Below are 20,681 nucleotides of genomic sequence, written 5' to 3' on the forward strand. Positions count from 1 at the left end.
AAGCACGACTTTGCCCAAGGACCTACAACGAAACTAGCTAAATCAGACAGTAAACAGTTAAAGCAAGAAATAAAACAGCTGCAAAAAGAGCTTAATCGTAAAGATAAAGCCTTAGCTGAAACAGCCGCTCTGCTTGTTCTCAAAAAAAAAGCGGATGCACTCTGGGGTTTCAACGAGGACGATTAACAACACAGGCTGAGCGACATGAATTAATAACGCTTATCACAAGCGCACAGGCTTCAGGGGCAAGGAAAGAAAAAGCATGTGAGTTACTTGGGCTGACGGTAAGAACCGTTCAGCGCTGGATTGAAGCTGACAATATGACTGACAAGCGAACAAGTACGATAAAACGGCCGCCAAATCGTCTCACAGAATTAGAGCGGCAGCGCATTATTAATACGGTTAACTCAACTGAGTATGGGCATTTACCGGCCAGTAAAATAGTCCCTAAGCTGCTTGATAACGGCATATGGATAGCGTCTGAAAGTTCGTTTTATCGTGTCATGAAGGCACATAACTTATTAACGCATAGAGAAAAAGTAAAGCCAGCTAAGCCGATGAAAAAGCCAAGGGCATTGAAGGCAGTGCGTGCAAATGAAGTATATACTTGGGATATCACCTATTTACCAACGAGCGTGAAAGGGCAATTTTTATACTTATATTTAGTGATGGACATTTTTAGTCGAAAGGTTGTTGGCTGGCAGGTTTACGACACACAGTTAAGTGAGTTAGCCGCAGATTTAATGAAGGATATTTGCAGTCGGGAGCAAATAAAGCGCGAGCAAGTCACGTTGCACTCAGATAATGGCAGCCCAATGAAAGGCGCGACATTGTTGGCAACATTACAGGAGTTAGGGATTGTGCCATCATTTAGTCGACCATCAGTAAGTAATGACAATCCATACTCTGAGTCGTTATTTAAAACGTTAAAGTATCGCCCAGAATACCCAGAAAAGGCATTTGAAGATATAAGCGCAGCAAGAGAATGGGTAAGCGGGTTCGTTGATTGGTACAATAATGAGCACCTACACAGTGGTATAAAATTTGTGACGCCAAATCAACGTCATTTAGGTTTAGATAAAGAGATATTAGCCAAGCGTCAGCAGGTAAACGACGCAGCTAAATTGAATAACCCAAGTCGTTGGTCAGGAAAGTCACGAGATTGGTCAATGATAAACGAAGTAAATTTGAATCCTGAGAAAAAAGAAGAAATGCGGGCGGCATAAAATTTAACTTGAGGCGACAACTAACTTGAAAAACTCCGATGATAAACGAAGTAAATTTGAATCCTGAGAAAAAAGAAGAAATGCGGGCGGCATAAAATTTAACTTGAGGCGACAACTAACTTGAAAAACTCCGCCTCCAGACTATCTCTCGCGATTTAGCCCTTGCCATTCGCGAGTGTCTATCGTTTAATAATAGCGTGTTATTTAAACGGTGATCTTCCTACAGAGGACTTTCACCTCATAAGTCAATGCCCATGTCGGGCGTACACAATCGTGTCATGCCGAAGTTATGCCTCATCGAGGGAATGGAGTCTAAATGAAATCAATTATATGGTTATTCTCAATTTTTATTAGCTTTGGTGCACCAGGTACAGAGCAAGAGTTACAACCAACAACGTCAGGACTATATGATGTTGGTGGGTTTAAGTTGTATCTTGAGTGCTACGAAAATGACAAGCCTCAATTAATAGTTGAGCAAGGCTTCGGTCGTTCTGGTTCTGATGGGGTTTGGTTGGAGAATATTAAACAATTGAAAAATGATTTCAGTATTTGTTTATATGATCGATCAGGTCTTGGAAAAAGTGAAAAAGGTCCCGTGCCTTTCACCGTCGATGATATGGCTAAAAGGCTAAAAAAACTGCTTCAAGTAGCCGGTGTTAAAATGCCGTATTACTTTACTGGTGGCTCATATGCATCTTATATCATTACGGCATTCAATAACCTATATCCACAAGAGGTTATGGGGGCTGTGCTGATTGATCCACCTCCTTTAGGCTACTTTTACACTATGGGTACAAGGTGGCCTGAAAACTTTAAAACAAACAATGAAAAATTGGAGCGTTTTTATAATTTTGAGCAAAGTGTTCATGATCCAATGTTTGAAAGAGTTCCTGAAAACGTAGATCATATGAAAAGCTACAAAATTCTATCTGAAGCAGCTAAATTCGGTGATAAGCCAATTATAATTTTACGTTCAAAACAGACCGAAGAGCGTTATGACCCTCCTTTTGTTCCCGAGGAAATCGCGAAGTCAATGGACTCCCTATATGCAAATGCAGAGAGTTACTTTAAAAGTTTATCTACAAATAGCCGAATTATCTATTCGGAATCAGAAAAGCATCATCTGCACATCGCAGACCGTGATTTGGTTGTAAAAAGCATTAAGGAACTTGTTAGAAAATGAGGCTTAACAAGTTGCCCAAAATCGCCGCAAACAACGCGGCTGGGACAAATACTCACTGGGCTTCGCCCAACAACGTTCGCATTTGCCCATTGGCAAAGCGTTATGTTTTACGAGGCATCGAGTAGATGAAGCTAATCTATTACTCTAATGCGCAGCGTCTCTGAACCTCTTTATGAATAATTCAATAAAAGATTTTTTGCACAAAGAGCAGAGAATGAGAAGTAAATGAGGATTATCTTAAAGGCTAATATTAGCATGCGTAAAACACGATGCATTAATAAAGGTAAGCTGCTACCTCATCAAATAAGCCACTTAAACACCTGTCATACATTCCAAAACGCCCATTAAAGCAACAGCAAATGCTCTTTTTATATTTTACGTAAAAGTCAGTTGTCGATTGAATCAGAATAGGAACTCGGCTATGGTTAATGCATCAATAAAAATAAATTAAAAACGGGTTATTCTACAAGCTCGTTATACGTTTCAGGAGGCTTGGTTTAATTCCTTAAGTGACTCGGATAAAGATATGGTAAAAAGTATTATATCTGATGCTGTAAATGAATCTGTTTTTGGTTTCCTTTGTGTACTCGATGGTGTCAGGTCAATTTTTGATACAGGTGACTCTAACAACCTAAAGTTAACGCACGGTGACACACTGCTTAACGACATAGAAAATGAATGCTTGCACGATTTGTATAAAACGTATAACAAGCTGTTAAACAAGAACAAAAAACAGTTAGTTTCGCTTCGTTCCACATTTTAGCCCACTGTTTTCATCCGCTTAATTGGGCGATATTTTTATCGACGAGTGATGCGCATCGCGCTATACTTGTGCCATGATTAAATCTTTCAAACATAAAGGCCTCAAGAAATACTTCCAAACAGGAAGTGTTGCTGGAATTCAGGCCAAACATCAACGCAAATTGCGCATGCAACTTGCAGCAATAGATACCGCACAAGAAATTGATGATATCAATTTACCCGGTTTTAAATTGCCCCCTCTCAAAGGGGATCGTGACGGGATTTGGTCTATTACTGTAAATGGTAACTGGCGCATTACTTTTGAGTTTATCGATGGTAATGCATACATTCTCAATTATGAGGACTATCACTAATGACTATGCATAATCCACCACACCCAGGAGAGTTTATCTATGACGTTTACCTAGAGCCTGCAGGCTTTAGTTGCCGTTATTTAGCTAAACAACTAGATGTAGCATCGTCTACATTAAATAGAGTTCTAAAAGGTCAAAGTGCAATCTCACCAGAAATGGCACTTCGCTTATCTAAAGCCATTGGCAGAACTCCTGAGAGTTGGTTAGCAATGCAAGATAACTACGATCTGTGGCATGCAAAACAACAAATTAATTTAACCAATGTCCACGCAGTAAACTTTGCAGTGCCATAAAAAATAATCGGGTAGCCGGAGGTCTCTAACCTCCAGCCCCCACACCACCCATCATGCACTTTTATTAACAGGAAGTGCTATGGGCGGTTCATCTCCCGTAATGAATATTGATCCAAAGATCTCAATGACGCTTAACCTTGTGAAGCTAAATAGTCATTGCCTAGCGCAATGTTAATTCCTTTTGTTTTTTAGCTTCGACAAGGGCCTTCGCTGCCAAGCGCCTACTTTTGGTGCTGGTGATACCAAATGCTATGGCGAGTCGTTCGCTGACTGCCAATTTCATTAAACTGCGTACTGCCCGAGATAAACTCGCGCCTACAACACACTCCCCTAGCACCTAGTTACCTAGCCCCTGAAACCTTTTTGTAATTGGGCTTCGTTACCCTCACCCCAACTACAATCGCTTAATTTAACACCAAGCAATCTTACAACTTATGACTTACCGCTTAAAGCTGCGATCAAAACACCATCGCCTTACCGCGCCCTGACGCTTCTGAGCCGGCATCTAGTTTGCCATCACGTTCGATGATCACATGCATATCACCAAAATGGCGCTCGTCTAAGGTGTAGCCCATTTTCTCTAGTGCTTTAACAACGTTTGCATCTAAACCTGCATGATGACGGATCACATTTTTAGGCCAAAGTTGATGATGAAAACGCGGGCTATTTACCACTTCATCGGCGCTCATATTAAATTCAACCGCATTTAAAATAGATTCGTACACCGAGCTTATTATGGTGGTGCCGCCCGGTGAGCCGGTGACCATTTTAACTTTATTGCCTTTGAGTAAGATAGTTGGCGTCATTGAGCTAAGCATACGCTTATGCGGCTGGATTTCATTGGCTTTACCACCGAGCGCGCCAAATACATTCATCACCCCTGGTTTGGCACTAAAGTCATCCATTTCATCGTTAAGCAAAAAGCCCGCGCCAGCAACGACTACACCACTGCCATAACCTAAATTAATGGTGGTGGTATTCGATACTGCATTACCCCATTTATCAACTATAGAAAAATGCGTGGTTTGTTCGCTTTCATATAACCCAGGTTTAATGTTTTCAGTCGTCGATATTTTATCGAGTGTGATGCTGCTACTGCGCTTTTTAAGATAATCCATGGCGATTAGTTCGCTCTTTGGCACATCAAAAAAGTCTGGATCACCTAAGTACTCTGCTCTATCAGCAAATACGCGTTTGCCAATTTCTGCTAATAAATGAATATATGCTGTGGAGTTGTGCTCAAGCCCTGCTTTGGGTTTAGTCAGCTCGTACATTTTTAACCATTGTATTATTGCAATACCGCCGGAGCTTGGTGGTGGTGATGTAAGTACTTGGTAACCGTTCCAAGCTGCTTTCATTGGGGTACGTGATTTTGCTTGATAGGCTTTTAAATCCGCTTGCGTAATGATCCCGCCATGTTCAGCCATAAAATCGGCAATGATTTTAGCCGTTTCTCCTTCATAAAATCCTGCCTTACCTTGCTCGCGAATACGTTTTAACGTGGTTGCAAGCTCAGGTTGCTTAAAGTTTTGATTAGCTTTAGCGCTGGCAAAATAATCAGCAAAGTTAATTGTTACGTCTTTTTTAGCCATGCGGGCAATGTAGCGCTCAATACTGCTGGCTAATTTCGGGTGAACAATAAAACCCTGTTCGGCTAACGTTACTGCAGGCTCAACAAGGATTTTCCAATCTAGTGTGCCGTGTTTTTGATGAGCAAGCCACATACCCGCCACACTACCGGGTACACCACTGGCGTAAATGCCGTATATCGATTTATTTGCAACCACATTACCTTTGTCATCCAAATACATATCGCGATGGGCGGCAATTGGAGCTGTTTCGCGGTAATCTATAAAGTCGCCTTGCCCGTCTTTTTGGATCAGCATAAAACCACCACCGCCAATGTTTCCCGCTTCAGGCAAAGTAACGGCTAATACAAATTGCGCAGCAATGGCTGCATCAACCGCGTTACCGCCCTGCTCCAAAATGGCTCTTGCTACGTCACTACTGTAACTATCGGGCATAGCCACTGCCGCTTGGGCTGTTTTTCCACTAGCTGCCAATGCAGTTATGTGTAACTGCATTACAACGACACTAAAAATCAGTAAATGTTTTACACCAGCAAACATATTTAATTCCTTGTTGATTTTATTTTTTGATTATTTTATTAACCCCATTAATACACATTCAGTTAACAAGGGTCAAACTACAATGAATAACTTTACACAAATTTTCGATATAACACGGCTGGTAACTCGCCGAACTCGTCGCTATAGGTATAGTGTTCAATAAACTGCAGACCCAGCTTTTCCATCACTTTAATCGAGCCGTTATTGTCTTTTAGTGCAGTGGCGCTAAGTGCCTTGATCTCAACATTGGCGGTGATCACATCGGCAACGGCTTGCGCGGCTTCACTGGCGTAACCTTTACCCCAACTTGTACGTTTAAAACGCCAGCCAATTTCAATATCACTAAAATCAGGCTCTGCAGTAAAAAACCTCATTGGCCGAATTAATATCCAACCAATAAAGCTGTCATTATCATTAAGGTTAACTTGCCAAAGCCCCCAGCCCTTTTGTGGATTACGGTAGGCTTGCATGCGCGGAATAAAAACGTCTTTGATGGTGCTCATGGTCGTCGTCTTGCCACGAGTAAGGTACTCCATAACTTGTGGGTCGTTATCGAGTTCAAACAGTAGCGCACTGTCATTTTCATCCATTAATTTAAAATTAAGTCGTGCTGTTCGAGGTATATTCATTTTCTAGCCTGTATATTGCTTGTTTTAAGATTGCCATCAATACTGTACCAGAGGAAATATTCCTCGGGACATCATTATTATACAAAGGAACGAATATGAACAAATTAGCAAGTTTAGTTTTATTAGGCTGTGTAGCACTAACCGGTTGTGAAGATGCTAGCGAAGCAAAAAAAGATGCCGCAGAAGCTAAAACTGAGGTTAAAAAAGCACTTAATGATGCATGGGATGAAGTAAAAGAAACCAGCAATCAATTTAAAGGTGAATCACTTGATGAGCTACTGCAAGAAAGTAAAAAACTTGGCCTTGATATGTATGATGATGGCAAAGAGGTGGCTTTAGATGCCTGGATTGAAAGTAAAGAAGCAGCAGGCGAGTTAACTGAAAAAACCAAGCAAAAAGCCCAACAGCTCGTTGACGAATTACAAGCTGCACGTGAAGAACATAACAAAGAAAGTAATAACTAGTTTACCTGCGGCCTATAGTTTACTGAGGTAGCCCCTACTATTGTAACTATGGACTGACTAACAATTTAATAAACATCCCCGGGCAAGCCCTTCTGCTAACGCAGTACTCACTTCGTGAGTGGGGTATTTGGTTAGAACATAGCTAACTGATGATCCAAATGGAGTTGGTCATAATTATTTCCTTAGTTTTTCACATACTTTCTTATCATTGATCCGTCACCATGTTTTCCTACCGTATTTGCAAAATAACCATCAGACCAAAACTCTCCACCCCATCACTGGAAAATAAACACTCAATATCACTTTATCAGCAATATTGAGTGTTTCGCCAAACAACAGCTCTACTGGCGTGCAATTTTCAACAAACCATTGGTATTCGAGTCTAGGTAAATAGTTTAATAAATGATTGCTTACAAACTGGTAAGGTGCACGTTGCAGTCACTCAGGCCTCCAATGGATAAATCCATATATCAAAGAACGTAATAGGTATTGATAACTTGGACTAACCGTCGTTTTTCGTCTGTGCGCTACAGCGCTATACTTGAAGTGATGCTAATTTTAATACCAATCGACTTAAATATTTAATCATTCTAGCGCGCTAAATAAAGCGCTAACTGCGTTATAATTTTTTCAAGTAGAACAACTACATGTCAAAATTTACGCCTTGTTATCACTGTATTTATCTGTCGCTATAAATGGTCAGTAACTTAACACGATTGGTATAATAAACAGGAGGAGCTAATCGAGGTGAGAGTCTGTGCTAATTGCAGACCACAAAAAGCAAAAAACCAGTAACATCGCTGTTACTGGTTTTTATAAGATGGTGCGGTTGGGGGGACTTGAACCCCCACGCCCGAAAGCACTACCCCCTCAAGGTAGCGTGTCTACCAATTCCACCACAACCGCATTGTTAAAGCTTTCGCTTTAGGTGTTAAACATATGATTTATTTGAGGATGATAAATCGTTTAACGATACTTTTAATAAGTATTAATTTGGTACGTCAGATTTCTCTTTCGTTGATGTTACTGGAACATCATCAGCTGCAGGAGCAATTGTTTCAACTGCTGGTGCTGCTTCTAGGTTTTCCCACTCATCAGTCTTTTTTATCTGACCTGCAGTTAAGTTACCTAGTACAATACTTAGCACAAAGAAAACACTGGCTAAGATTGTAGTTGTTTTTGTCATAAAGTTACCTGCACCTGACGAACCGAAAACGGTTGCAGAGGCACCAGCACCAAATGATGAACCCATGTCTGCGCCTTTACCTTGTTGAATTAAAACCATACCAACAAGCGCTAAAGCAACAACTAAATAAACTACTAATAAAATTTCGTACATCTTATACGGTCCCTTTTGCACTTTCGCAGATTGCAGTAAATAACTCTGCTTTTAGACTAGCGCCACCAATCAGGCCGCCGTCTATATCTGGTTGTGCAAATAATAATTCGCTATTTTTTTCATTTACGCTGCCACCATAAAGAATGGTCAGCCCTTGTGCTAAATCACTACTGTTAGCAGCAATTTTATCACGGATAAATTTGTGCACATGTTGTGCTTGTTCAGGCGATGCAGTCTTACCTGTGCCAATGGCCCAAACGGGCTCGTATGCTATCACAGAATCTTTCAGTGCTGCTAGACCTAATTTATCAATTACTGCATCAATTTGTGCAGCAACGACTAATTCAGTTTGACCTTGTTCGCGTTGCTGTTCACTTTCACCAACACATAAGATAGGTGTTAAACCCACTTGTTGTGCACGAGCAAACTTAGCTGCAACAGTGTCATTACTTTCGCCGTAGATACTACGACGTTCAGAGTGACCAACTAAGGTATATTGGCAACCTATATCTTTAATTAATTGCGCATCAACTTCACCAGTAAATGCACCCGGTTCATTTTCAGAAACCGTTTGTGCCCCAGTTGTTACACCTGTTGCTGTTAGCATAGGTAACAATGGGTAAGGTGGAAATACCACAACGTCTATCTGATCTGATTTTACGTTGTTGATAGCGTCAGATAATTGCTGTACTAACTCTTTCGAGCCGTTCATTTTCCAATTGCCTGCGACCATTGGCTTGCGTATTGCCATTTTTCCACTCCACATTAGAAAGCGGGCGAGATAGTAACTCGACTCGCCCAAAGTTACAAGAGGTTATTGTTCTTAATCAGTTTGTTTGCTCATAGATTCGACAACTGCAGCAATTTTTTGTGCACTATCAAGGACTATTTTCTCTTCTTCGGCTTCTACCATCACGCGAACAACCGGCTCAGTGCCAGATTTACGTAATAACACACGGCCTTTACCAGCAAGTTGTTTTTCAACATCAGCAACCGCAGCAATAACCTCTGGTGCAAGTGTTGGATCTGTGCCCGCTTTATAGCGCACATTAATCATCTTCATCGGGTATTTAACAAACCCTGCGCCAAGATCTTTTAGCGTACGATTTTGCGCCACCATAGCAGCCAAAACTTGTAGGCTTGAAATGATGCCATCACCGGTGCTGATCAAATCCAGATTCAATACATGCCCTGAGCTTTCACCGCCGATTTTCCAGCCTTTTTCTTGTAGTAATTCCATTACATAACGGTCACCCACTTTACTGCGAGCAAACTCAATACCTTTCGCTTTAAGCGCGTTTTCAAGACCCATATTAGACATTACCGTGCCAACAACACCACCGCCTAACATGTCATCATTGGCAGCTTGGCAGGCAATAATATAAACAATATCATCACCATCAAAGACACGGCCATTGTGATCAACCATCATTACACGGTCGCCATCACCATCATAGGCAATGCCGACATCAGCATTATGTTCTAATACTTTGCGTTTTAATGCATCAACATGGGTCGCACCGCATTCTAGGTTGATGTTTACACCATTTGGCTCGCAAGCATGGCTAATTATCTGCGCGCCTAATTCACGCATTACTGATGGTGCGATATGATAAGTTGCACCATTGGCACAATCTAATACAATCTTTAAACCTTCTAACGACAGGCCTTGTGGGAATTGGCTTTTACAAAACTCAATATAACGGCCATCAGCGCTTTCTAAACGGCGGGCTTTACCTAGCTTATCAGATGCTACACAGGTCATTGGTTCATCAAGCATTGCTTCAATTTGTAGCTCAACTTCATCAGCTAACTTCAAACCTCGGCCACAAAAAAACTTAATGCCGTTGTCATGATATGGGTTATGAGATGCACTGATCACAATTCCAGCTTCAGCACGAAATGTTTGCGTTAAATATGCAACGGCTGGCGTCGGCATCGGGCCAAGTAATACCACATCGATACCTGCGGCGATCAAACCCGCTTCAAGTGATGTCTCTAACATATAACCAGAAATGCGAGTATCTTTACCAATAATGACTTTCTTAGTGCCATTTTTTGATAGTACCTTGCCTGCAGCCCAACCTAATTTAAGTGCAAATTCTGGTGTAATTGGGTATTCACCTACCATGCCACGTACACCATCGGTGCCAAAATACTTTCTTTCTTTCATTTTTAAATTCCTTGTTCGCAAGCTTGCCACACGCCAAGCACATCTGCGGTTTCTTTTACATCATGTACACGAATAATTTTTGCGCCATTTTGCGCTGCAATTAATGCCCCTGCTAAACTGCCAGCAAGGCGCTCGTTTGTTTGTCTATTTAATAAGTTGCCAATCATTGATTTGCGCGATAGTCCTGCTAAAACAGGTAAACCAAAGTGGTTAAATTCATTAAACCGCGCCAGTAATTGGTAGTTGTGACTGAGGGTTTTACCAAAGCCAAACCCGGGGTCTAAAATAATTTGCTGGCGCTGAATACCCGCTGTTTCACAGGCATTGATCCGCTGTACAAAAAAATCATTTATATCACTGAATAAATCATCGTAATGTGGAGAGTTTTGCATACTTCGAGGTTGGCCTTGCATGTGCATTAAACACACCGCAACGTCTGGATACTGAGCAACTGTTGCCAGTGCGTTTGGCTCTTGTAAAGCACGCACATCATTAACAATATCAGCACCAGCTAGAATAGCTTGACGCATTACTTCACTTTTACTGGTATCAATCGAAATGATGCAATCATTAACGGCGCTATCACTGTGGGCACGAATTGCCTCGATTGCGGGTATTACTCTGGCTAATTCATCCTCAAGGCTAACATCAGGCGCACCAGGACGTGTTGATTCGCCACCAATATCTAATATGGTAGCACCATCTGCGAGTAACTTTTGAGCTTGTATGACAGCGCTGTCTGTTTGATAGTAGCGCCCACCATCTGAAAAAGAGTCAGGAGTGACATTCAAGATCCCCATTATAACTGGGGTGTCGAGGTGTAAACTGCGACCTCTAGGTAACTTAACTGTGGTCATCTATCACCTTCAATACATCCATTGCATTGATATATATACTTTATTTAACCAGTTACAAAAAAGCCCCGACAATCGGGGCTTTTCGTTTAGCTATTTTAACTGTTATTCAGCTTTATCATCAAGATTTGTTTCATCTTTTTGAGCTGGCTTGTCGTCTTTTTCAGCAACTGGCTCTGCTTTGCTCTCTTCAACTGCTGGTTTTTTATCAGCAGTATCACGGCGGTCATGCGCATCACGTGGTTCACGTACAGGCTGACGTGCCATTAGATCATCAATTTGCTTAGCATCAATCGTTTCATATTTCATTAATGCATCTTTCATTGAATGCAGAATATCAATATGATCTTTCAAGATTTGCTCAGCGCGTTGATAGTTGCGATCTGAGAACAAACGAACTTCAGCATCAATTACTTTTGCCGTTTCATCCGACATGCTCATGGCACGACCACCGCCGCCACCCATGTACATCTCATTTTGATCTTCAGCGTATAGTAATGGCCCTAATTTTTCACTTAGGCCCCACTGTGTAACCATTTTGCGCGCAATGTCAGTAGCACGTTCAATATCGTTACTAGCACCGGTAGTTACTTTATCTTCACCATAAATCAGTGCTTCAGCAATTCGGCCACCATATAAGCTTGAAATCATAGATTCCAATAGCTCTTTAGAGTGACTAACACGGTCTTGCTCTGGTAAATACATCGTTACACCAAGGGCACGGCCACGTGGAATAATCGATACTTTATAAACAGGATCGTGCTCTGGTACGATGCGGCCAACAATTGCATGTCCGGCTTCATGATACGCAGTCATTTCTTTTTCTTTCTCGCTCATCACCATGGTCTTGCGCTCTGCGCCCATCATGATTTTATCTTTAGCAGCATCAAATTCAGCCATGCTAACAACACGTTTATTACCACGTGCAGCATATAGAGCCGCTTCATTGACTAAGTTTGCTAAATCAGCACCAGAAAATCCAGGTGTACCACGCGCAATAACAGAAGCTTCTACGTTATCGCCTAATGGCACTTTTCGCATATGTACTTTAAGGATCTGTTCACGGCCACGGATATCAGGTAAGCCAACCACTACTTGACGGTCAAAACGACCAGGACGAAGTAATGCTGGATCAAGTACATCTGGGCGGTTAGTCGCGGCAATAACGATAATACCTTCATTGCCTTCAAAGCCATCCATCTCTACTAGCATTTGGTTAAGTGTTTGCTCACGCTCATCGTGACCACCACCCATACCTGCGCCACGTTTACGGCCTACGGCATCAATTTCATCGATAAAGATGATACATGGCGCTGCTTTTTTCGCTTGTTCAAACATATCTCGAACACGCGAAGCACCCACACCAACAAACATCTCAACAAAGTCTGAACCTGAAATCGTAAAGAATGGTACTTTTGCTTCACCAGCAACGGCCTTAGCAAGTAAGGTTTTACCCGTACCTGGAGGACCAACCATTAATACGCCTTTAGGAATACTACCGCCAAGTTTTTGGAATTTAGATGGATCACGTAAGAAATCAACAAGCTCTGTTAGATCGTCTTTAGCTTCATCACAACCGGCAACATCTGCGAAGGTGGTTTTAATTTGGTCTTCACTCATTAAGCGTGCTTTACTCTTGCCAAACGACATAGCACCTTTGCCACCGCCGCCTTGCATTTGACGCATGAAGAAAATCCATACCCCAATTAGTAATAACATTGGGAACCATGAAATTAAGATGCTCGCTAAGAATGATTGCTCTTCTGGCTTCACACCTTTTACATTCACATCACTTTTTAATAAGTCATTAAGAATGTCTTTATCATAAATAGGCATGATCGTTTGAAAGCGATCGCCATTGGTTTTAGTGCCAGTAATTGTGCCACTGGTACTTTCGATTGCCACTTCTTGTATAGCGCCACTTCGGGCATCTTTTACAAATTGACTGTAACTAGTTTGACGGTCTGTTTGATCGCCACCATTAAAGCTCTGAAATACTGACATTAGCACAACTGCAATGACCAGCCAGAGTATTAGATTTTTCGCCATATCGCTCAAGGGGTTAACCTCTTGTATCCAATTAATTTAAATTCAACTAAACGCCTGACAACTGTACTACAGTTTGTAGCCTGTCGCTACTATATATACTTCACGTGATCGCGCACGTGAGGCGTCGGGTTTACGGATTTTTACAGTTTTAAAGCTATCACGCACTGTTTTTAAGAATTCATCAAAGCCTTCACCTTGGAATACTTTAACAACAAATGCACCATTTTTCTTTAAAACTTGGCTACACATATCTAATGCTAATTCCACTAAATACATGCTTCCAGCTTGGTCAACGGAGCTATTACCACTCATGTTTGGTGCCATATCAGAGAGCACCACATCAACATTTTTACCATTAATGCGATTTAATAACGCATCTAAAACAGCTTCTTCTCGGAAATCTCCTTGCAAAAAATCAACGCCGGCCAATGAATCCATAGGTAATATATCACAAGCGATCACCTGCCCTTTATCGCCTACTTTTTCTGCTAAATACTGTGACCAGCTTCCCGGCGCAGCTCCCAAATCAACAACAGTCATGGCTGGGCGTAGTAATTTATCTTTATTTTGGATCTCGTCGAGTTTAAAAATCGCACGAGAGCGCCAACCTTTCTTTTGTGCCTCGTGAACATAAGGATCATCAAAATGTTCCTTCAACCATCGCTGTGAACTGGCCGAAAGTTTCTTATTCGTCATAAATTAACACGCAACTAATTAGTAATATTCTCTAGATGGCGTTAGAATACCCTTAATTCAAGCCATATTCAGCAAAATTTGTAACAACATGAAATTATCGAACAAACAAAAGCAGTTTTTAAAAGGTCAAGCACACTCTCTAAAACCAGTTGTACTTCTTGGTTCTAACGGTTTAACTGAAGGTGTATTAGTTGAAATTCAAAGCGCTCTAGAAATCCACGAACTTATTAAAGTAAAAGTACCTACTGATGATCGTGAGACTAAAGCACTGATTTTTGAAGCTATTATTCGTGAAACCGGTGCTGAGAAATTACAGTCAATCGGCCACACCCTTGTGCTTTATCGCCAAAGCGAAGAAAAGAAGATCCAATTACCACGTAATTAATTTTCTATTCCGCTATAAAAAAACCAGCAATTGCTGGTTTTTTTATATCTGCGACGCAACTGCAATAAATTGTAAATAAATATATTACATTGCTCAAAAATTCATCTTCATATCACTCAACTGATAACCTTGCGCTTCGCTTTGTAAGATAAAATAGCGGTTAAATTCAGTTTCAGGCATCTTTTCAACATCTATTTGCGCTATTAATTTTGCCAATTCTGCCAATTCTGCCGTGGTATTACTATGGCCTACAATCACCACTACGCCATCTTGCGCTAAAACAGTGTGTTTAAATGCGGCTAAGTCACGAGGGTCGTAGCTTTGAATTGTAATATTAAAATGTTCAGCAATAGGAGTTGCGGTCTCGATAGTGCGATTATAGTCCGTACTAAAAACTGCTGTTGGCTGGACTTTACTAAGCAGACTCACTAACTGCTGCGCCCGTTGCTTGCCGGCATCCGTAAGATGGGGATCGTTGCCTGTTAATTTTTCACTATGGCGAAACAAAAAAATACTTTGCGGTGCTGCTGTTAAATTCGCAGTAAACAGTAATATTACGCTCGCTAAAATATAGTTCATTTGTCTTCCTCTTTATACATTGCTAGTTGTTGTGAGCGTTTGAATAGCAACACACGATCAATAAACTCTGTGGTTAATTCATTAATGATACCGGTTTCGGCGTTAAGGATCAGACTGAAACCTATGTTTAAGTGCGGTATTACTACAAGGTCACTGCGATATCCTTGCACCCAGCCGCTATGATAGTAAATGGTTTCATTATCATATTCGTAAACCCGCCAGCCTAAGCCATAATAGGCCTCGCTAAGGTGCTTTTTCCACACTCGACGCCGTAACTCTTTTTTTGTATGCGTATAAGGACGAGTTTGACTGGCTAGCACTGCACTGGATAATACCGTTGGGTAATATCCTAACTGCGCTTTTAACCAAATAGCCATATCACTGGCACTAGCATTAACGCCGGCTGCGGGAAGTACCTTGTAATAATTTTTTTTCAATTTTGCGGTATGCCAGCGTTTGCGCCCTCTTACATGGGGATGAGCATAATTATCATCTGTTACCATCGCGGTATAACCCAGGCTTGCATCATTCATATTTAATGGTGAAAATATAAATTCACTCATCCACCGAGAGTAATCCAATTTAGTACTGCTTTTGATCACTTCAGCAATTAAGCTAAACATCACATTTTGATAGCCATAGCACTGCCCTGGTTGGCAGATAGGTTCAACACTCAACAACTTTTGCACTATATCAGGGTAACTCATTCTTGATTCAATCAAGTTATCATACGCATTAGGTACTAAACCGCTGGAGTGACTGAGTAAGTGAAAAACTTTTAAATTATTTTTGTAATCCGTATTGGCGAAGGCTGGAATAAATTTACTGACAGGGTCGTCTAAAGCAAACTTCCCCTCATTGGCTAACTTTGCACTGAGTGAGCCTGCAAACGTTTTAGATACCGATGCTAAGCGAAACCGAGTATGGGCATTGACTGCTAAGCCCTTATTTAGCTTTGTTACCCCAAACCCTTGTATATGCGTATCATCAGGGCCATTAACTATCGACAACGCAGCCCCTGGGATCCCTTTGCTTTTTAATTTATGTTCGAGATGTTGTGTATAATCATTGACAAATTCTTGCCACTGTTGCTTGCTGGCATGAACCTGCGATTGAAATAAAACTAACGTGATAACGAAAAAAAAGGAGTTGATTAACGACACAAAAGGCTTCATTTTTTATTATTTTTATCTAGATTAAGACATTCTTAGCTTTATAATACCATGAAGTTTTATTAAGACTAACGTACAATATTCCGATTATCGAGCTTTCAAAGGGTTTTAAAGTGTTCATACGTTATTTATCAATAGTTTTTTTTACTTTCATTACAACGGCCTGTGTCACTGCGCCGCCACCTGCTGCGCCTTTAGAAATGCCACTCAAACCGCAATTAAAAAGCCAAAGCTATCAAGTAGCCTATGAAACCGAACATGCTTCACCGAAAGTAAAATCAGTACAATTACCAGCGCATAAAATTACTCGTAACCAAACTGTGCAAGTTATTGCCGATAAAGCAAGTGTCACGGATACCCTATTTAAACAAATAACTGATGCATTAACGACTATGAACTTACGTGTCGTTGATCAAGGCAATAGTGATTATACCCTAGCTATACACCAGCTAGAGCTCAACTTTATTGAAGATACTGAATATCAAATACAACCACCGAATAAAGCGTATCCTTTATTTGCGCAAATAACACAACTGTATCCGATCCAACAATGCTCAACCATCAATGCAGAGGTTAGCATGCGCCTGATCCATCGTGCATCAGGTGATGTAGTGTGGTTTGGAAAATCCTCAATCGACAGTGCAAGCTTCCACCGCGAACCACTTATTTACAGCTTCAGTGATGAACAAGTGATCAGTAATGAGCTTGAAGTAGCCACTTTTATCCATCAACAAAATACTGAGCAAGCACGTCTTGCCCGTGCCAATCAAGAAGTCAGTATACCAAGCTATAAAACCATTTCTAAAATGACCAGTTTAGCTAAACTTCAAGGACCGTGTAATCGCACTGAAGTGAGTGCTCTAACACCGATGATGCACTATTATCTGAGTAGTATTTTGATCGATAAAATTAAAGTACACTAAGTTCATGTCTGCAGAATGACTACTGGCTACAATTTTTTACAGATCAAAGGAACTCTTTGACAATATAATACACTTAACAACTGCTTAATTTATTTGGATCATGGATGCAACGTAAACAACACACTCTACAGAAACTACTGTTATTACTGATCAGTGTGGGTTTATGGAGCACCTCTAGCAATGCCAGCAATCGCTATTATGCTGATAATACCTTAGAGCCTACCTCAGGCTTTGCTTGGGATTGGAGCGCGGGTGCGGGCTATTATGTTGAAGATTCTTATTTAGTTGGAATGGATTCTTACAGTGACGGCCTAGAACTTGATATTAACCTTGCTATTTCTTACGAACGCTTTTATTTAGATATTGATCATAGCCAACTCAGTGGCGGCATTATTATTGGTTATAGCATCATCAATAAGTATGATTGGGATCTTGATATTCTTGGCACTAATATGCAAGCTGGGTTTGATGAAACAGGACTCGACTTTTATAGCAGTGGAGTGGTGTCAGAACTTAAAGGAATACGAAGCCGAAAAAGTGACTTTGATACTGGCTTACGCCTTACCCGCCGCTTTGAAAACTCACAAATCTCTTTTGAATACTTACATGACATTTCCAGTGCTCATAATGGCTGGGTTGTAAATAGCTTTTTTAGTCATATTTTACCATGGCAAAACTGGGAGTTTCGCACCGGTGTTGGTATCAGCGCTTACTCAGCTGATTTCACCAATTACTATTTTGGCATTACAACAGAGGAAGCCACCGCTACTCGTGCGGTCTATCAAACAGACACCGCAATGAGTATGATTTTTGAATTCCACGCCGAGTACCCACTCAATCAACACTGGGTATTTTTAGGTGGCTGGCTATCTACCTGGTTTTCAAATGAAATTTCCAACAGTCCCATTGTATCTCAGGATTATCAGCATAAAGCCATGGTAGGCGTGCGCTATGTATTTTAAAACCACAGTAATTTTATTACTGTTACTTAACACAAAGCCGTTATTGGCCGATGGCGAAGAACCGCACGACAGTAGTTTAATTGCATTGCCCGATACCTGTGTTGCACTGCGAGAAGGACGCAGCTGCTATGCTGATATTGAGTTAAGCTGGCAACAAACTAGCATCGGTAATTACTGTTTACGTGATGCAACATCGAAGCATATTATGCAATGCTGGCTTAGACAAAATAGCGGGAAGTTAAATTATGCTTTTGATTCTGTTGAAAGCATTTCATTTGAGTTAATAAACAGCGATACCGGTAAGATCATTGCATCAAAACAAGTACAGTTGCAATGGGTGTATCAAAATCGCCAAAAGAAACGCCGCTGGCGGCTTTTTTAAAACGAGATAAAGCATGAATAATTACGGCACAATATTACTTGTTGAAGATGACGGCTCTTTAGCCCAGTGGGTGGCAGAGTATTTAACTGAGCAAGGCTACACAACTCATATTTGTGAGCGAGGCGACCAAGTTGTCAGTCATGTAAAAGAGCTCAAGCCTGACTTAATTTTACTCGACATTATGCTCCCCGGCCAAGACGGTATTAGTGTCTGTCGTGAACTACGTCAATTTTACCAAAGCCCTATTATTATGCTAACCGCTCGAGACGAAGAAATGGACGAAGTGATTGGTCTTGAAGTCGGTGCCAGTGATTATATAATGAAACCGGTCAGGCCGCGTGCATTACTAGCGCGGATCAAAGCGGCGCTGCGCGCCAATAACGATAATTCGGAGTCGCAAGCGGATGATACCATTATTCAGGTAGGCTCTTTAAAAATTGATACACAATCTCGCAATGTTTTTATTAATGATATTGATCAAGGGGTATCCAGCGCTGAGTACTTATTACTGCATTATTTAGCCTGTAACGCAGGGCAAGTTGTGTCGCGAGATGCTGTATTCAAAGCAACCAAGGGCCGTGAATATGATGGCCTTGATCGCAGTGTCGATGTGCTCATTTCTGCGCTGCGTAAAAAATTTAATGATGATCCCCAGCAACCTGAAAAAATTAAAACAATTTGGGGGCGAGGCTATTTACTCGTCGCAAGCGCTTGGTGATCGCCGCTAAGGTATACTGGCGAACGCTATGAAAAAGTTTTATCTTTCCTTATTAGCCAGTGCCCTGCTCTCGATTGTGATATTAGGTTGGTTAATTGATGCTTTTAGTCAGCAAACTCATACCTCGCAGGATGAGTTTGGCTTTCAAAGTAAACTTTTAATGGGCTTCAGCCAGCAAATTGCCAGCCAACCCTTCATGCAAAGAGCAGACTACACCGCCTTACTTGCACAACAGTTTTCGTTGGGATTAAGTTATCGAGCCACGCAATCTTTAGCGCTGCCACCATCACTGCTAGAAGAGATCAATGCTGAAGGCGGACTGATTTTAGAAGATCAAGAAGGGTATTACCTACTCTACAGTAATGATTTGCTTGCGCCTTTTCATCTTAAATTACGTTTAGAAAAACCCCACGAACAAGATCAACAAAATGATATGTTACTTACCTTAATGTTTTACGCTGGGTTATGTGTGTTTATGGGGTTTATTATTGCACCATTAGCTAAACGACTAGGCGTGGTTAATGACGCAGCTAAAAAGTTTGCCAGTGGCGACTTACATGCTCGCATTCGGGTATCCCATTTCACTTACATTAAAGATGTTGAGCTTACTTTTAACCGCATGGCAAGCCAGATCGAAAAATTACTCGATGAAAATAAACTGATGGCCTCGAGTTTATCTCATGATATACGCACCCCCATTGCCTGCCTACGATTTGGCTTAGATGCGGCACTAGATAGTCATAGCGAAGAAAAAATAAAACATTATTTAAATCGTATGGAAGCTGATTTAGACCAAATGGAATCAATGTTGAAAAGTTATTTAGCATTTGCCACGCTTGAGCAAAAAGCCAACCAACTGACCTACTCACACACTGAGTTAAACAGCTACCTAAGCACCCTAATACAACAACTAGAGCCTAAGTTAGTACAGCAACAACTTGATTTACAACTTATCTGTCATGATAATTCTCATATTTATGCAGATTTACACTGGTTAGCACGCGCAATCACTAATCTGCTTAGCAATGCCTGTGACTTTGCCAAACAAAAAATTATTCTCACAGCATCAATGAAAGAGCAAACACTGATAATCACTGTTGAGGATGATGGTCCAGGTATCGAAGAGCAAAATTGGCACAAAGTTTTTAGTCCTTTTTTTCAAGAACAGAGTCATCGCAATCGAGCCGATCAAAGTTATGGCCTAGGACTTGCCATAGTAGCTAAAGTAGCTGATTGGCATCATGGCAGTGTAAGCGTAAATCGCAGTAAGCAGCTAGCGGGTGCATGCTTTACCCTTAAAATACATAACCCAGAACAATTGTAACTTTTATGTTACAGTTTACATTATCATAAATCACCTCATTATGATTAGATAACAACAACTTAAATTATAAATGTTAACAGCATTGG

20 protein-coding genes, 1 tRNA gene and 2 pseudogenes are annotated in these 20,681 nt (G+C 41.1%); 11 read left to right on the plus strand and 12 right to left on the minus strand.

Going from position 1 to position 20,681, the window contains the following annotated elements; genetic code table 11:
• The 4 genes and pseudogenes from H5186_RS06275 to H5186_RS06290 form a co-directional block, all read left to right on the plus strand.
• Positions 1-1,226, plus strand: a pseudogene (locus H5186_RS06275) (IS3 family transposase); the annotation flags it as partial.
• 316 nt (positions 1,227-1,542) lie between these two features.
• Positions 1,543-2,409 carry an alpha/beta fold hydrolase gene (locus H5186_RS06280; protein ID WP_182719627.1) on the plus strand — a complete coding sequence of 289 codons (867 nt, stop codon included), beginning with the start codon at positions 1,543-1,545 and terminating at the stop codon, positions 2,407-2,409.
• Between the two features lie 836 nt (positions 2,410-3,245).
• The gene (locus H5186_RS06285; protein WP_182740827.1) at positions 3,246-3,524 is read left to right on the plus strand and encodes a type II toxin-antitoxin system RelE/ParE family toxin; all 279 of its coding nucleotides are present in this window, start codon (positions 3,246-3,248) and stop codon (positions 3,522-3,524) included.
• The gene (locus H5186_RS06290) at positions 3,524-3,817 is read left to right on the plus strand and encodes a HigA family addiction module antitoxin (RefSeq protein ID WP_182719628.1); all 294 of its coding nucleotides are present in this window, start codon (positions 3,524-3,526) and stop codon (positions 3,815-3,817) included. The genes H5186_RS06285 and H5186_RS06290 overlap by 1 nt, the downstream gene beginning before the upstream one ends.
• Positions 3,818-4,275: 458 nt before the next feature.
• Here the strand turns inward: H5186_RS06290 and ggt are convergent, their stop codons facing one another.
• A complete protein-coding gene (gene ggt / locus H5186_RS06295; RefSeq protein ID WP_182794248.1) occupies positions 4,276-5,946 on the minus strand; it encodes a gamma-glutamyltransferase in 1,671 nt (556 codons plus the stop codon).
• Positions 5,947-6,038: 92 nt separating this feature from the next.
• On the minus strand, positions 6,039-6,575 hold the full coding sequence (locus tag H5186_RS06300) for a GNAT family N-acetyltransferase (RefSeq protein ID WP_182794249.1): 537 nt from the start codon (positions 6,573-6,575) through the stop codon (positions 6,039-6,041).
• Between the two features lie 95 nt (positions 6,576-6,670).
• Here H5186_RS06300 and H5186_RS06305 point away from each other — a divergent pair, with 95 nt between their 5' ends.
• On the plus strand, positions 6,671-7,039 hold the full coding sequence (locus H5186_RS06305) for a hypothetical protein (protein ID WP_182761078.1): 369 nt from the start codon (positions 6,671-6,673) through the stop codon (positions 7,037-7,039).
• 182 nt (positions 7,040-7,221) lie between these two features.
• On the opposite strand, the pseudogene H5186_RS06310 reads toward H5186_RS06305, so the two are convergent.
• The 8 genes and pseudogenes from H5186_RS06310 to rlmE form a co-directional block, all read right to left on the minus strand.
• Positions 7,222-7,314, minus strand: a pseudogene (locus H5186_RS06310) (transposase); the annotation flags it as partial.
• 546 nt (positions 7,315-7,860) lie between these two features.
• Positions 7,861-7,945, minus strand: a tRNA-Leu gene (locus tag H5186_RS06315).
• Between the two features lie 82 nt (positions 7,946-8,027).
• Complete coding sequence (secG, locus tag H5186_RS06320; RefSeq protein WP_169019853.1) at positions 8,028-8,378, minus strand: preprotein translocase subunit SecG; 351 nt, start codon at positions 8,376-8,378, stop codon at positions 8,028-8,030.
• A 1-nt stretch (position 8,379) separates the two neighbouring features.
• On the minus strand, positions 8,380-9,129 hold the full coding sequence (tpiA, locus tag H5186_RS06325) for a triose-phosphate isomerase (protein WP_182719338.1): 750 nt from the start codon (positions 9,127-9,129) through the stop codon (positions 8,380-8,382).
• 72 nt (positions 9,130-9,201) lie between these two features.
• Positions 9,202-10,551, minus strand: coding sequence for a phosphoglucosamine mutase (glmM, locus tag H5186_RS06330; protein ID WP_145239192.1), 1,350 nt, complete (start codon positions 10,549-10,551; stop codon positions 9,202-9,204).
• A gap of 2 nt (positions 10,552-10,553) precedes the next feature.
• Entirely contained in the window at positions 10,554-11,408 is an 855-nt protein-coding gene (gene folP, locus H5186_RS06335; RefSeq protein WP_182761081.1) for a dihydropteroate synthase, read from the minus strand.
• Between the two features lie 102 nt (positions 11,409-11,510).
• Positions 11,511-13,454, minus strand: a complete 1,944-nt coding sequence (gene ftsH, locus H5186_RS06340) for an ATP-dependent zinc metalloprotease FtsH (RefSeq protein ID WP_145239198.1) — start codon at positions 13,452-13,454, stop codon at positions 11,511-11,513.
• Between the two features lie 66 nt (positions 13,455-13,520).
• Complete coding sequence (gene rlmE, locus H5186_RS06345; protein WP_145239201.1) at positions 13,521-14,150, minus strand: 23S rRNA (uridine(2552)-2'-O)-methyltransferase RlmE; 630 nt, start codon at positions 14,148-14,150, stop codon at positions 13,521-13,523.
• Between the two features lie 88 nt (positions 14,151-14,238).
• Between rlmE and yhbY the strand changes: the two genes are divergently transcribed.
• On the plus strand, positions 14,239-14,535 hold the full coding sequence (yhbY, locus tag H5186_RS06350) for a ribosome assembly RNA-binding protein YhbY (RefSeq protein ID WP_016707974.1): 297 nt from the start codon (positions 14,239-14,241) through the stop codon (positions 14,533-14,535).
• A gap of 93 nt (positions 14,536-14,628) precedes the next feature.
• On the opposite strand, the gene H5186_RS06355 is transcribed toward yhbY, so the two are convergent.
• Both H5186_RS06355 and H5186_RS06360 read right to left on the minus strand, forming a co-directional pair.
• On the minus strand, positions 14,629-15,114 hold the full coding sequence (locus H5186_RS06355; protein ID WP_182794250.1) for a histidine phosphatase family protein: 486 nt from the start codon (positions 15,112-15,114) through the stop codon (positions 14,629-14,631).
• Positions 15,111-16,289, minus strand: a complete 1,179-nt coding sequence (locus H5186_RS06360; RefSeq protein ID WP_182719335.1) for a serine hydrolase — start codon at positions 16,287-16,289, stop codon at positions 15,111-15,113. The genes H5186_RS06355 and H5186_RS06360 overlap by 4 nt, the downstream gene beginning before the upstream one ends.
• Positions 16,290-16,405: 116 nt before the next feature.
• On the opposite strand from H5186_RS06360, the gene H5186_RS06365 reads away from it, so the two are divergent.
• From H5186_RS06365 to H5186_RS06385, 5 genes are all read left to right on the plus strand, one after another.
• Positions 16,406-17,209, plus strand: a complete 804-nt coding sequence (locus tag H5186_RS06365) for a hypothetical protein (RefSeq protein ID WP_182719340.1) — start codon at positions 16,406-16,408, stop codon at positions 17,207-17,209.
• Between the two features lie 104 nt (positions 17,210-17,313).
• The gene (locus H5186_RS06370) at positions 17,314-18,171 is read left to right on the plus strand and encodes a MipA/OmpV family protein (RefSeq protein WP_149981433.1); all 858 of its coding nucleotides are present in this window, start codon (positions 17,314-17,316) and stop codon (positions 18,169-18,171) included.
• The gene (locus H5186_RS06375; RefSeq protein WP_182761082.1) at positions 18,161-18,553 is read left to right on the plus strand and encodes a DUF3019 domain-containing protein; all 393 of its coding nucleotides are present in this window, start codon (positions 18,161-18,163) and stop codon (positions 18,551-18,553) included. The genes H5186_RS06370 and H5186_RS06375 overlap by 11 nt, the downstream gene beginning before the upstream one ends.
• 13 nt (positions 18,554-18,566) lie before the next feature.
• Positions 18,567-19,271 carry a response regulator transcription factor gene (locus H5186_RS06380; RefSeq protein WP_149981435.1) on the plus strand — a complete coding sequence of 235 codons (705 nt, stop codon included), beginning with the start codon at positions 18,567-18,569 and terminating at the stop codon, positions 19,269-19,271.
• A gap of 28 nt (positions 19,272-19,299) precedes the next feature.
• A complete protein-coding gene (locus H5186_RS06385) occupies positions 19,300-20,595 on the plus strand; it encodes an ATP-binding protein (RefSeq protein ID WP_182719333.1) in 1,296 nt (431 codons plus the stop codon).
• The last annotated feature ends 86 nt before the right edge of the window (positions 20,596-20,681 follow it).

This window comes from Pseudoalteromonas sp. SG41-2 (assembly GCF_014164535.1).
Taxonomy (GTDB): Bacteria; Pseudomonadota; Gammaproteobacteria; order Enterobacterales; family Alteromonadaceae; genus Pseudoalteromonas; species Pseudoalteromonas rhizosphaerae.

Coding starts and splice junctions, on each gene's coding strand:
- H5186_RS06280 (WP_182719627.1), top strand. CDS start 1,543: ATGAAATCAATTATATGGTTATTCTCAATTTTTATTAGCTTTGGTGCA.
- H5186_RS06285 (WP_182740827.1), top strand. CDS start 3,246: ATGATTAAATCTTTCAAACATAAAGGCCTCAAGAAATACTTCCAAACA.
- H5186_RS06290 (WP_182719628.1), top strand. CDS start 3,524: ATGACTATGCATAATCCACCACACCCAGGAGAGTTTATCTATGACGTT.
- ggt (WP_182794248.1), bottom strand. CDS start 5,946: ATGTTTGCTGGTGTAAAACATTTACTGATTTTTAGTGTCGTTGTAATG.
- H5186_RS06300 (WP_182794249.1), bottom strand. CDS start 6,575: ATGAATATACCTCGAACAGCACGACTTAATTTTAAATTAATGGATGAA.
- H5186_RS06305 (WP_182761078.1), top strand. CDS start 6,671: ATGAACAAATTAGCAAGTTTAGTTTTATTAGGCTGTGTAGCACTAACC.
- secG (WP_169019853.1), bottom strand. CDS start 8,378: ATGTACGAAATTTTATTAGTAGTTTATTTAGTTGTTGCTTTAGCGCTT.
- tpiA (WP_182719338.1), bottom strand. CDS start 9,129: ATGGCAATACGCAAGCCAATGGTCGCAGGCAATTGGAAAATGAACGGC.
- glmM (WP_145239192.1), bottom strand. CDS start 10,551: ATGAAAGAAAGAAAGTATTTTGGCACCGATGGTGTACGTGGCATGGTA.
- folP (WP_182761081.1), bottom strand. CDS start 11,408: ATGACCACAGTTAAGTTACCTAGAGGTCGCAGTTTACACCTCGACACC.
- ftsH (WP_145239198.1), bottom strand. CDS start 13,454: ATGGCGAAAAATCTAATACTCTGGCTGGTCATTGCAGTTGTGCTAATG.
- rlmE (WP_145239201.1), bottom strand. CDS start 14,150: ATGACGAATAAGAAACTTTCGGCCAGTTCACAGCGATGGTTGAAGGAA.
- yhbY (WP_016707974.1), top strand. CDS start 14,239: ATGAAATTATCGAACAAACAAAAGCAGTTTTTAAAAGGTCAAGCACAC.
- H5186_RS06355 (WP_182794250.1), bottom strand. CDS start 15,114: ATGAACTATATTTTAGCGAGCGTAATATTACTGTTTACTGCGAATTTA.
- H5186_RS06360 (WP_182719335.1), bottom strand. CDS start 16,289: ATGAAGCCTTTTGTGTCGTTAATCAACTCCTTTTTTTTCGTTATCACG.
- H5186_RS06370 (WP_149981433.1), top strand. CDS start 17,314: ATGCAACGTAAACAACACACTCTACAGAAACTACTGTTATTACTGATC.
- H5186_RS06375 (WP_182761082.1), top strand. CDS start 18,161: ATGTATTTTAAAACCACAGTAATTTTATTACTGTTACTTAACACAAAG.
- H5186_RS06380 (WP_149981435.1), top strand. CDS start 18,567: ATGAATAATTACGGCACAATATTACTTGTTGAAGATGACGGCTCTTTA.
- H5186_RS06385 (WP_182719333.1), top strand. CDS start 19,300: ATGAAAAAGTTTTATCTTTCCTTATTAGCCAGTGCCCTGCTCTCGATT.